The sequence below is a fragment of the Roseateles sp. genome (assembly GCF_036486225.1).
Lineage (GTDB): Bacteria > Pseudomonadota > Gammaproteobacteria > Burkholderiales > Burkholderiaceae_C > Roseateles.
Window position 1 is genome coordinate 31,403 of record NZ_DASVNZ010000384.1, and the last position, 11,318, is coordinate 42,720.

Annotated in this window: 10 protein-coding genes; 8 read left to right on the forward strand and 2 right to left on the reverse strand. The window is 66.9% G+C overall.

Features of this window, described 5'->3' with window-relative positions; genetic code table 11:
• The first annotated feature begins 26 nt into the window (after positions 1-26).
• From gabT to VF536_RS24850, 7 genes are all read left to right on the forward strand, one after another.
• Positions 27-1,313, forward strand: a complete 1,287-nt coding sequence (gene gabT, locus VF536_RS24820) for a 4-aminobutyrate--2-oxoglutarate transaminase (protein ID WP_331617618.1) — start codon at positions 27-29, stop codon at positions 1,311-1,313.
• A 10-nt stretch (positions 1,314-1,323) separates the two neighbouring features.
• Complete coding sequence (locus VF536_RS24825; protein WP_331617620.1) at positions 1,324-2,139, forward strand: gamma-glutamyl-gamma-aminobutyrate hydrolase family protein; 816 nt, start codon at positions 1,324-1,326, stop codon at positions 2,137-2,139.
• Positions 2,136-3,656 (forward strand): aldehyde dehydrogenase, encoded by a 1,521-nt coding sequence (locus tag VF536_RS24830; protein WP_331617622.1) that lies wholly within the window; start codon positions 2,136-2,138, stop codon positions 3,654-3,656. Before VF536_RS24825 ends, VF536_RS24830 begins: the two co-directional genes overlap by 4 nt.
• An 11-nt stretch (positions 3,657-3,667) precedes the next feature.
• Positions 3,668-5,008, forward strand: a complete 1,341-nt coding sequence (locus tag VF536_RS24835) for an FAD-binding oxidoreductase (protein ID WP_331617623.1) — start codon at positions 3,668-3,670, stop codon at positions 5,006-5,008.
• 52 nt (positions 5,009-5,060) lie between these two features.
• Positions 5,061-5,921 carry an APH(6)-I family aminoglycoside O-phosphotransferase gene (locus VF536_RS24840; protein ID WP_331617624.1) on the forward strand — a complete coding sequence of 287 codons (861 nt, stop codon included), beginning with the start codon at positions 5,061-5,063 and terminating at the stop codon, positions 5,919-5,921.
• Between the two features lie 57 nt (positions 5,922-5,978).
• Positions 5,979-6,983 carry an alpha/beta hydrolase gene (locus VF536_RS24845; protein ID WP_331617625.1) on the forward strand — a complete coding sequence of 335 codons (1,005 nt, stop codon included), beginning with the start codon at positions 5,979-5,981 and terminating at the stop codon, positions 6,981-6,983.
• A 218-nt stretch (positions 6,984-7,201) separates the two neighbouring features.
• Complete coding sequence (locus tag VF536_RS24850) at positions 7,202-7,723, forward strand: porin family protein (protein WP_331617626.1); 522 nt, start codon at positions 7,202-7,204, stop codon at positions 7,721-7,723.
• Here the strand turns inward: VF536_RS24850 and VF536_RS24855 are convergent.
• Positions 7,711-8,361 carry a mechanosensitive ion channel family protein gene (locus VF536_RS24855; protein WP_331617627.1) on the reverse strand — a complete coding sequence of 217 codons (651 nt, stop codon included), beginning with the start codon at positions 8,359-8,361 and terminating at the stop codon, positions 7,711-7,713. The two genes, VF536_RS24850 and VF536_RS24855, sit on opposite strands and share 13 nt — an antisense overlap.
• 183 nt (positions 8,362-8,544) lie before the next feature.
• On the opposite strand from VF536_RS24855, the gene VF536_RS24860 reads away from it, so the two are divergent.
• Positions 8,545-10,683, forward strand: a complete 2,139-nt coding sequence (locus tag VF536_RS24860) for an RICIN domain-containing protein (protein ID WP_331617628.1) — start codon at positions 8,545-8,547, stop codon at positions 10,681-10,683.
• 25 nt (positions 10,684-10,708) lie between these two features.
• Here the strand turns inward: VF536_RS24860 and VF536_RS24865 are convergent, their stop codons facing one another.
• On the reverse strand, positions 10,709-11,317 hold the full coding sequence (locus tag VF536_RS24865) for a hypothetical protein (RefSeq protein WP_331617630.1): 609 nt from the start codon (positions 11,315-11,317) through the stop codon (positions 10,709-10,711).
• Position 11,318: the final 1 nt, after the last annotated feature.

Here is an 11,318-nt window from a genome sequence, read left to right on the forward strand (position 1 = left end):
CGCCACCGGTCCGACGAGGAACATCGATGTCGAAGAACCAGGATCTCGAACGGCGCCGACGCCTTGCGACGGCGCGCGGCGTGGGCGTGATGTGCGACTTCCACGCCGACCGCGCGGAGAACGCCACGCTGTGGGATGTGGAGGGGCGCGCCTTCACGGACTTTGCGGCCGGCATCGCCGTGCTGAACACCGGCCACCGCCACCCGCGCATCGTGCATGCCATCGAGCAGCAGCTGCAGCGATTCACGCACACGGCCTATCAGATCGTCCCCTACGAGAGCGTCGTCGCCCTGGCTGAACGCATCAATGTCCTGGCGCCCATCGAAGGCGCCGCCAAGACGGCGTTCTTCACGACCGGCGCCGAGGCGGTGGAGAACGCGATCAAGATCGCACGCGCCGCGACGGGTCGTCCGGGCGTGATCTCGTTCGGCGGGGCCTTTCACGGTCGCACGTTCATGGGTCTGGCGCTCACGGGAAAGACGGTCCCCTACAAGCAAGGCTTCGGTCCTTTCCCGGGTGAGGTGTATCACCTGCCCTTCCCCGCCACCCGGCGCGGGATCACGGTCGAACACAGCCTGGGCGCGCTGCGCCAGCTGTTCCAGTGCGACATCGAGCCCGCGCGGGTGGCAGCCATCATCCTGGAACCGGTGCAGGGCGAGGGCGGCTTCCACCCAGCGCCGCCCGAGCTCACCGCGGCCCTCAGACGCGTGTGCGACGAGCACGGCATCCTGCTGATCGCGGATGAGATCCAGACCGGTTTCGGACGTACAGGCACCCTGTTCGCGATGGAACAGCATCCGGTCAAACCGGATCTGATCACCATGGCCAAGAGCCTGGCGGGCGGCATGCCGCTGTCGGCGGTCTGCGGCCGTGCCGAGGTCATGGACGCACCGGCACCGGGCGGTCTCGGAGGCACGTACGCCGCCAACCCGCTCGCCGTGGCGGCGGCGCACGCGGTGCTCGACGTGATCGAGGAGGAATCACTCTGCGAGCGGTCCCGCGAGCTGGGCGGGCGCCTCGTCCAGTTCCTCCGATCCCGGCAGGCGGGCTGTCCTTCGCTGGTCGAGGTCCGTGGCCTGGGCTCCATGGTGGCGGCGGAATTTGCGGACCCTCAAGACGGCCGACCCAGCGCCGGATTTGCCCAACGCGTGCAACAGGCGGCGCTGCGGCGCGACCTGCTGTTGCTCACCTGCGGACAGGACGGCAACGTGATCCGTTTCCTGTATCCGCTGACCATTCCCGAGCCCCAGTTCGACGCTGCATTGCATGTGCTGGCAGAGGTCTTCGATGCGGTCTCGGCCAATCCGGATTGAGGACTGGAACATGCGCTCTGCAAGCGAACCCATCGAAGCCCCGCTGGCCCGCAACGCGCCGCGTGTGCTGCTGCCTGCGTGCAATCTCTCACTCGGTGTCCACCCCTTCCACGTCGTGGGTCGAAAGTACGTGGAGGCCGTGCGATTGGCCGGTGCCTATCCGGTGATCGTGCCCGCCGCCCATCCCGACGAACTGGAGGGGTGGCTCGATCAGGCGGACGGCGTGCTGCTCACAGGCTCGCCGTCCAACGTGCATCCGACGCACTTCGGTGCCGAGGTGCTCGACCCGGCGCTGCCGCTGGATACGCTCCGCGACACCTGGACCCTGCCGCTGATCCGGCTGGCCTTGGCGCGTGGGCTCCCGCTGCTGGCGATCTGCCGCGGTTTCCAGGAGGCCAACGTCGCATTGGGCGGCAGTCTGCATCAGGCCGTGCATGAGCAGGAGGGCCTGGCGGACCATCGCGCGGACGACGATCAACCGATCGATCTGCAGTACGGGCCGGCACACCGCGTCCTGATCGAGCCGGGAGGCCTGCTGGCGCGCCTGACCCCCGGGAACGAACTCATGGTGAACAGTCTCCACGGCCAGGGCATCGCCCAGCTGGCTCCGGGCCTGCGCGTCGAGGCGCGCGCGCCCGACGGGCTCGTGGAGGCGTTCACGCCGGTGCACGGCCGGGGCTTTGCGCTGTGCGTGCAATGGCACCCCGAGTGGCATGCCGGGCAGAACACGGCCTCCATCGCGATTCTCCAGGCGTTCGGCGCGGCCTGCCGGGCCTGGCGCGATCAGCGCCAGACAGTCATCACGACAGAAAGGAACCCCGCATGAACACGTCACTTCCGTTGCCGACGAATGACTGGACGGCTCGCGCCGCGGCGTTGCGCCCGGATGGCCGCCTCGTGATCAACGGCGAACGACGCGCCAGCCTCAGCGGCGCGACCTTCGCCAAGCATTCGCCGGTGGATGGCCGGCTGCTCGGCCCCGTGGCTCGCGGCAACACCGAGGACATCGACGCGGCCGTGGCCAGCGCGCGCCAGGCTTTCGAGGACGGCCGCTGGCGCAACTCCTCTCCGCGCGATCGCAAGCGCGTGCTGCAACGATGGTCCGACCTGCTGTTGTCCCACCGGGACGAACTCGCGTTGCTCGAAACGCTGGACATGGGCAAACCCATCACCCACAGCCGGGATGTGGACGTACCCTCCAGCGCCAACTGCCTGGCCTGGTACGGCGAGGCGGTCGACAAGATCTACGACGAGATCGCGCCCACCTCCAGCAAGGCATTGGCCTTGATCACACGCGAGCCCATGGGCGTGGTCGGCGCGATCGTGCCCTGGAACTATCCGTTGATCATGGCCGCCTGGAAGCTGGGGCCGGCACTGGCCGCCGGCAACAGCGTGGTGCTGAAGCCCAGCGAGAAGTCGCCGTTCACGGCGCTGCGCCTGGCCGAGCTGGCCCTGGAGGCCGGGCTCCCTCCCGGTGTGCTGAACGTCGTGCCCGGATTCGGCGTGGAGGCGGGAGAGGCGCTCGCCTTGCACATGGGCGTGGACGCCATGGGGTTCACCGGCTCCACGCGCGTGGGGCGGCGGATGCTGGCGTGCGCCGCGCAATCCAATCTCAAGCGGGTCTACAACGAGCTGGGCGGCAAGTCGGCCTTCCTGATCTTTGCCGACGCCGACGTGGAGCGCGCTGCGCGGACCGCCGCGGCCAGCGTGTTCTTCAACCAGGGGGAAAGCTGCAACGCGCCGACCCGGCTGCTCGTGCATCGCTCCCGGCTGGACGAATGCCTGGCCTTGATGAAGGACGAGGCCAAGCGGTTCGTCCCTGGCGATCCCCTGGACGACGCCTGCAGGATGGGCGCGCTGGTGGACGAGGCGCAGTTGCAGACGGTCCTCGGCTACGTGGCAGCCGGCCGCGAGGAAGGCGCCCGGCTCGACCTGGGCGGCCAGCGGGCGCGCACGTCCAGCGGCGGCTTCTATGTGGAGCCGACGATCTTCCGCGGCGTGGACAACGGCATGCGCATCGCCCGGGAAGAGATCTTCGGACCGGTGGTGGGCGTGATGAGCTTCGACGACGAGCACGAGGCCATCGCGATGGCCAACGACAGCCCGTACGGACTGCAGGCCAGCGTCTGGACCGGCCAGGTCGATCGCGCCCACCGCGTGGCAAGGCGTCTGCGCGCCGGCACCGTGCACGTGAACCAGTACGACGAGGACGACATCACCGTTCCGTTCGGCGGGTTCAAGCAGAGCGGCAACGGCCGCGACAAGTCGCTGCACGCGTTCGAGAAATACACCGAGCTCAAGACGACCTGGCTGCGCATTGCCGAGTCGCCGGACAAGGCCTAGCCGACGACGCCATGCAGACGACCGTCTTCAGCCAACCCGGCCAACCCGGCCAGGCGCCCCATCCACGCCCCGCGATGAACGACGCCCACGCGCCCAGCTACTACGCTGCCACCGCCCTGCCGCAACCGGCTCGTCCCCCCTTGCGAGGCCGGGCCGAGGCCGACGTCGCCGTGATCGGCGCCGGCTATACGGGTCTCTCCGCCGCCCTGCACCTGGCCGAGGCCGGATTCCGTGTCGTGGTGCTGGAGGCCCGGCGCGTGGGCTGGGGCGCTTCCGGCCGCAACGGCGGCCAGCTGGTGCACAGCTACTCGCGCGACCTCGACGTGATCGAGGCCCGCCATGGCGTCGACACGGCCCGGGCGCTCGGCAGCATGGCGTTCGAAGGCGCGGCCATCATCAAGCAGCGCATCCGGCACTACGGCATCGACTGCCACTTCCGGCCCGGGGGCCTGTTCGCCGCCATCAACAGCCGGCAGGTCGACCAGCTGGCGCATCACAAGGCCCTGTGGGAGCGCTTCGGTCATGCCGAGCTCGACATGCTGGATGCAAGGCAATGCGAGGCTGCGGTCGGATCGACCCGCTACCGCGCCGCCTTGCTCGATCACAGCGCCGGCCACGTGCATCCACTGCGGCTGGCACAAGGCGAGGCCCAGGCCTTCGAGTCGCTGGGAGGCGTGATCCACGAAGACTCGACCGTGTTGCGCATCGAGCGCGGCGAGCCCGCCGTGGTGCAGACGGCCGATGGCGAACTGCAGGCGCGCTACGTGATCGTGGCGGGCAATGCCTACCTGGGTGGCCTGGTGCCGGAACTCGCGGCGCGCACCATGCCTTGCGGCAGTCAGGTCGTGGCGACCGAACCGCTGGGAAAACGCTTCGCCGAGATCCTCCCGCAGAACCTCTGCGTGGAAGACTGCAACTTCCTGCTCGACTACTTCCGCCTGTCCGCCGACCGGCGCCTGCTGTACGGCGGTGGCGTCACCTACGGCGCGCGCGACCCCGCCCACGTGGAAGCGATGATCCGGCCCAAGCTGTTGAAGACCTTTCCCCAACTGCGCGACGTGCGCATCGACTTCGGGTGGACAGGCAACTTTCTGCTCACCCTCTCCCGGTTGCCTGAGGTCGGCCGGCTGTCACCGAACATCTACTACTCGCAAGGCTGCTCCGGTCACGGCGTGACCTTCACGCACCTGATCGGCAAGGTCCTCGCCGAAGCCCTCCAGGGTCAGGCGGAACGCTTTGACGCGTTCGCCTCGCTACCTCACTACCCCTTTCCCGGTGGGCGGCTGTTGCGCGTCCCATTCACCGCGCTGGGGGCATTCTGGTACGACCTGCGGGACCGACTGCAGCGCTGAGTGCCGAGCACTGACAATGGTCTGCGACATCCATGGTCGGCCACGCACTCCCATGACATCACTCACGCTCCTTCCCGCCGACGTCGCCACATGGCTGGCCCGCTGGGCCCTGCTCCCCGACGGCGACCTGCTGACCACGCGATCGAGCTGGGTGCTGCCCGTCCGACACCAGGGCGCGCCCGCGATGCTGAAGGTGGCCCGCATCCCCGACGAGGAGGCCGGCTTCCGCCTGCTGACCTGGTGGAACGGACAAGGGGCCGCCCGGGTCTTCGCGTCGGCCCCGGGTGTGCTGCTCATCGAGCGTGCCCTCGGCGTCGGCGACCTCGCGCAGATGGCCTGGTCCGGCGAGGACGACGACGCCTGCAGGATCCTCTGCGACACGGCGGCGCAACTGCACGCGCCACGGAGCGGACCAGTCCCAGACCTTCATCCGCTTGAGGACTGGTTCCAACCCCTGTTCCAGCTCGCTCCGGCCCACGCGGCGCTGGTTCAAGCCGCCGAGGTCGCGCGCCAGCTCCTGGCCGCACCGCGCGAGGTCGTTCCGCTCCACGGTGACCTGCACCATGAGAACGTGCTCGACTTCGGTTCGCGCGGGTGGCTGGCCATCGACCCGCACGGCCTGCTGGGAGACCGCTGCTTCGACTACGCCAACCTCTTCACCAACCCCGACCTCAGCGATCCGAGCCGGCCGCTGGCGACGCTGCCGGGCCGGCTGGAACGCAGGTTGGAGATCGTGGTCACGGCGACGGGGTTGGCTCCCGATCGGCTCCTTCGCTGGATCGTTGCATGGACCGGGCTCTCTGCCGCCTGGTTCATCGACGACGGCGACGACGCAGGGGCCGCCATCGACCTGGCCATCAACGCCACGGCGCGCGGCCTGCTCGACCTCGGCAGGGACAACAGCGATCGCTAGCACGCATGTTTCAATCGGCGGACCTGTCCCCGCGAACATCGCGCGCATTGGAGCCCCATGCACAAAGATCCCAACACCCCGGCCGGCACCGTCCATCGCCTGAGCCTCGACAGCGAGGTGCTCGCCGGCAATCTGGTCGGCGCCCCCACCCGGCGCCTCGTCGACGTCTACATCCCGCACGGCCACGACGGCCGCGGCCTGCCGCTGCTCGTGGACATCGTGGGTTTCACCGCTGGCGGTCCGGTGCACACCAACTGGAAGAACTTCGGCGAGAACCTGCCCGAGCGCCTGGACCGGCTGATCGCTTCCGGCGAGTTGCCGCCGGTGGTCGTCGCCTTCCCCGACTGCTTCACGAAGCTGGGCGGCAACCAGTACGTCAACTCGGTCGCCATGGGCCGCTGGGACGATTTCCTCCGCGACGAGGTCGTGCCCTTCGTCGAGCAACGCTTCGCCTGCGGCGGCGATGGTCGTCGCGGGATCTTCGGCAAGTCCAGCGGCGGCTACGGCGCGATGGTCCATGCGCTGCTGCATCCGGACTTCTGGGCCGCGGCGGCCGTGCATTCCGGCGACATGGGCTTCGAGCTGCTCTACCGCCATGAGTTCGTGCCGGTGCTGCGCGCGCTGGCCAAGGCGCCGGACATCGGCAAGTGGGTGGAGGCCTTCTGGAACGCGAGGAAGCCCAAGGACAGCGACGTCCACATCCTGATGATGTTCGCCCAGGCCGCGAGCTTCGACCCCGATCCGTCAGCGCCCTACGGCGTCCGGCTGCCGGTGACTTCCGACACCTGCGAGCTGATCCCGGAGCGATGGGCCAACTGGCTGGCCTGGGACCCGCTGACGCTGGTCGAATCGCATGGCCCCGGCCTGGGCGCGCTCAAGGCGCTGTACATCGACTGCGGGGACGTCGATCAGTACAACCTGGTCTATGGCGCCCGGCGCATGCACCAGCGCCTGGACGCGCTGGGCGTGAAGCACGTCTATGAGGAGTTCGACGACAACCACACGGCCGTCGATTACCGGATGGACATCAGCCTGCCGATCCTGGTGAAGGCGTTCGCCTGAGGATCCGGTCCGACGCGCTCCGGGGCCAGGTCTTGCGCCCCTGACGGCGCAGGTCCTGCGCCGAGTGTGAAGGTTTGTGTCGTCGTCAACCACGTTCGTCAGACGGGCGTTCTGTCGAGCGCAGTGACTTCTGCGCGCGCCGATGAATTGGGAGTCATTGCGACCTTCTGACCCGCCTCCGCGAGGCGTGGTTTCCATCCACTCACAGAAGTGCTCGAATGACCAAGATTTCCATCCTCACCGCGGCCTTGCTGCTCGCCGCCGGCGCCGCGCACGCGCAGACCGCCGCGACCAGCGGCCTGTACGGCGACGTGGGCTACACCTTCCTCAACCTCAAGTCCGATGGCCCGACCGTCAAGCCGGGCGCACTGCGCGGCATCGTCGGCTGGGACCTGCATCCCAACGTGGCCATCGAAGCCATGCTGGCCACCGGCGTGAAGGACGACACCGTGGACGGCGTCAAGTTCAAGGTCACGCGCAGCTACGGCCTCTTCGTGACGCCGAAGTACAGCTTCGATCAGTTCGAGGTCTTCGGCCGGATCGGTTATGCCAACAGCAAGATCAAGGGCTCGAGCCAGGGGCTGAGCGCCTCGGACAGCGACGGCAGCTTCGCCTGGGGCCTGGGCGGCCGCTACAACTTCAGCAAGACCGTCTACGGCGGCCTCGACTACATGCAGTACTACAAGAAGGACGGCGTGAAGGTCGACGGCGTCAACCTGAACGTCGGCTACCGCTTCTGATCGTCAAGGCCCCGGCTCGGGACGCTGGTCGTCGCGAGTTCGGGGCGTGCGTGGGGCAGCAGTCCCTCCGCCGCGCCGTTCCACCGCCTCAACGCCCGCTGGAAGAAGAGGCTGTTGGGCAACTGCAGCATCGTGCCGTTCTGGGCGTCGCCGCTTTCGAGCAGCGTGGTGTAGACCAGGTTGATGTCCACCACCCTGCCCTTCACGCCGGGCCGGTCGCCGGCCTCCAGCAGCTCCACGACGTCGCCGATCCGGAAGGCATGCGTGATGTAGATCAGCAGCGTGCAGAAGAGGTTGGACAGCACGCTCCAGGCCGCGAAGAACGCGACCGCGCCCACCGCGGCGAAGCCGGTGAACGCCGTCCACAGCACCGAGCCCGACACGCCCAGGCGCTCCAGCGACCACAGCACCGCGCCGCCGTAGACCAGCACGCCGATGCTGCGCAGGAACAGGGACGCGACCTTGACCGGGAAGCCGTAGCGGGTCGTCAGCCGTCGCGAGATGAGCCGTGCCACGCGCATCAGCAGCCAGGCGCCGACGCCGATGATGGCCACCTCGATCAGCGGGACGAAGATGTCCAGCCATTCGGCCAGCCACAGCGGAAGACGGGCGTGCAGGGATTGGTAGAGCTTGTTCATGGCGCAGCAGATTACACGCCGATGGCGGCTCTACCTCTTCCGGGAGCCTCGCCGTTGCAGCTCATGACAAAGAGAGCAGCCCCGTAGCGTTCGCGCACAACGTTCCGATCTCGTGAAGATGAAGATGCGCAGGTCGCCCACGGACCCGCGGGCCCGTCCCTCCACTTCATCACGACGACGTCAATGAACTCCTTGCAGCGCTTCGCTCTCCTGCCTCTGGTCGCGTTGGTCGCCTCGCTGGCAACGACTGGCACCGCCCTCGCCCACAGCAGCTTCCTGAAGGTCGACGGACGCACCGTCCGCAACCAGAACGGCACCGGCGATCCGATCTTCCTGCGCGGGGTCAACCTCGGCGGCTGGCAGGTGCATGAAGGCTGGATGTCGCCGCTGGGCGGCGCGCCCGACGACTACACGATGCGCAAGACGCTGAGCCAGCGCTTCAGCGACAGCGGCCGTGATGCGCTCATCAACGCCTACCAGGACAGCTACCTGCAGGAGAAGGATTTCAAGATCCTCTCGGACCTCGGCATGAGCGCCGTGCGCCTGCCCATCTACTACCTGAACCACATGAACGAGGACGGCTCGTGGAAGCGCGACGCCGCCGGCAAGATCGACTTCCGCCGCATCGAGTGGACGGTCGCGATGGCGAAGAAATACCGGATGTACGTCATCCTCGACCTGCACGGCGCGCCGGGCTCGCAGAACGGCGCGGACCACAGCGGCCGCATCGGCGGCTCGGGCCAGCTGTGGAACAACACGACCTACCAGAACCAGACGCTGACCTTCTGGCGCGAGCTGGCCACGCGCTTCCGCAACGAGCCCACCGTCGCCGGCTATGACGTGCTCAACGAGCCCTCGCTCAACTACCCGGCGCCGGCGACGCGGCCGGTGCTCGACATGTACGACCGGATCTACAGGGAGATCCGCGCGGTCGATCCCAACCACATCGTGATCATGGAAGGCATCTGGGACTGGTCCGCGATCACGCGGCCGTCCGACTACGGCTGGACCAACGTCATCTACGAGTTCCACTACTACAACTGGGGCAACGACTCGAACTACCAGTCGCAGGTGAATTTCACCGAGGCCAAGATCAACCAGGAGAAGCAGTACCTCTCGTACAACGTGCCGCACTACGTGGGCGAGTTCATGTACTTCAACCTGCAGAGCAGCTGGGAGTACGGCCTGCGCCGCTACAACGAGGCCGGCTGGCACTGGACGAGCTGGACCTACAAGGGCACCAACATCGGCAACTGGGCGCTCTACAACAGCACCAATGCCGGCGCCAACACGCCCAACGTGAACAGCGACAGCTACGCCACCATCGAGGCGAAGTGGCGCAACTGGGACGTCGAGAAGAACATGGCGCCCAACACCATGCTCAACAGCGTGTTCAAGGCGGCGCTGACGGGCAAGAACAGCCTGATCCGCAACCTGCCCTTCGAAGGCACCTGGCGCGCGACCAGCAGGCTCGAGGCGGAGATGTTCTACGCGCAGAGCGGCGTGAGCTTCGACAGCACCGGCATCGGCAGCTTCGACGCGGGCGACTGGCTGCGCTACATCGACATGGACTTCGGCAGCGGCGTCGATCGGTTGAAGCTGCGCCTGGCGGTGGATGCGAGCAGCGCGGGCAAGCAGATCGAGGTCAGGCTGGACAGCCCGACGGGCGCGCACATCGGGACCGTCACCGTGCCGAGCACGGGCGGTTGGACCAGCTTCCAGGAAGTGACGACGCCGATCCAGCGCAGCACCGGCGTGCACAACGTCTACCTGGTGGCCAAGGGCGGCACGGGCGTGGCCAACCTCGACTGGCTGCAGTTCGAGGATTCGACCGGCACCAACACTCCGACGCCGCCGACCACGCCGCCCACCAATCCGCCGGGCGGCAGCTCACCGGTCTCGGGGCAGACCTACGCGCTGGTCGCCAAGCACAGCGGCAAGGCGCTCGACGTGCGCGAGCGCTCGACGCAGGACGGCGGACTGCTGCAGCAATGGGCCTACGGCGGCGGCGCCAACCAGAAGTGGGTGGCGCAGAGCGCGGGCAACGGCCTGTGGCAGCTGCGCTCGGCCTCCAGCAACAAGTGCGTGGACGTCAGCGGCGTGAGCACCGCCAACGGCGCGGCCGTCCAGCAATGGACCTGCACGGGTGGGTCCAACCAGCTGTTCAGGCTGGAGGACCAGGGCAACGGCTTCTTCTACCTGCGCGCCTCGCACAGCAACAAGTGCCTGGACGTGACCAACGTGTCGGCGCAGGACGGCGCGGGCGTGCAGCAGTGGGATTGCGCGGGGGACAACGCGCGGTGGAGGTTCCAGGCGCCTTGAGGTTCGTGCGCGACCCGGTGTCGCGCTACACCGGAAATGGCCATTTCATCCAGACAGGAAAGTCACTTCGGCCAAATGGCGCAAAGACGCGCTTGGCCTCTTCGCTGAGGTTGATCTCCGCCTTTCCAGCGACCAGCGTTACCTCAGAGGAATCATCTACCCCCCACGATTGAGCATGAGGATCACCAATGATTTTATCTACATTCTTTGAATAGTCAGAGAACACGACCACTGAATCCGCGTCAATGAGGCGCGAGAACTCCAGGAGGAACTCGAAGATCAGAATATTGGACAATCGAAAGTGATTCGATAGATTCTCAATATCCTGATCCAGGAAGGTAATCAAACCAACTGACTTCGTGCGAACTCGCAGTACCCCAAAGGAAAATCCACAATTGGCATCTGCGTCAAACCATTGACCCAGCATGCCTTCTGCATCAGGCGAAGCAAACTCCGCCGGACTCTCCAAAAAGGCTGACATATCCTCTTCGACTAGCCTACCTGCCTGCAAGGCGACGCTGCATCGCGCCCCATCGAATTCAAAGCCATGGTCCTCTAAGAACGCAAAGACCTTCTCAAAGTCAACAACCAAGCCATTGTCGCTAAAAAAAGCGACCCGTCGCTGAAAACCCATA

Excerpts from the sequence above, each read along its gene's own strand:
- VF536_RS24835 (WP_331617623.1), top strand. The coding sequence starts at position 3,668 with ATGCAGACGACCGTCTTCAGCCAACCCGGCCAACCCGGCCAGGCGCCC.
- gabT (WP_331617618.1), top strand. The coding sequence starts at position 27 with ATGTCGAAGAACCAGGATCTCGAACGGCGCCGACGCCTTGCGACGGCG.
- VF536_RS24840 (WP_331617624.1), top strand. The coding sequence starts at position 5,061 with ATGACATCACTCACGCTCCTTCCCGCCGACGTCGCCACATGGCTGGCC.
- VF536_RS24865 (WP_331617630.1), bottom strand. The coding sequence starts at position 11,317 with ATGGGTTTTCAGCGACGGGTCGCTTTTTTTAGCGACAATGGCTTGGTT.
- VF536_RS24825 (WP_331617620.1), top strand. The coding sequence starts at position 1,324 with ATGCGCTCTGCAAGCGAACCCATCGAAGCCCCGCTGGCCCGCAACGCG.
- VF536_RS24860 (WP_331617628.1), top strand. The coding sequence starts at position 8,545 with ATGAACTCCTTGCAGCGCTTCGCTCTCCTGCCTCTGGTCGCGTTGGTC.
- VF536_RS24850 (WP_331617626.1), top strand. The coding sequence starts at position 7,202 with ATGACCAAGATTTCCATCCTCACCGCGGCCTTGCTGCTCGCCGCCGGC.
- VF536_RS24830 (WP_331617622.1), top strand. The coding sequence starts at position 2,136 with ATGAACACGTCACTTCCGTTGCCGACGAATGACTGGACGGCTCGCGCC.
- VF536_RS24855 (WP_331617627.1), bottom strand. The coding sequence starts at position 8,361 with ATGAACAAGCTCTACCAATCCCTGCACGCCCGTCTTCCGCTGTGGCTG.
- VF536_RS24845 (WP_331617625.1), top strand. The coding sequence starts at position 5,979 with ATGCACAAAGATCCCAACACCCCGGCCGGCACCGTCCATCGCCTGAGC.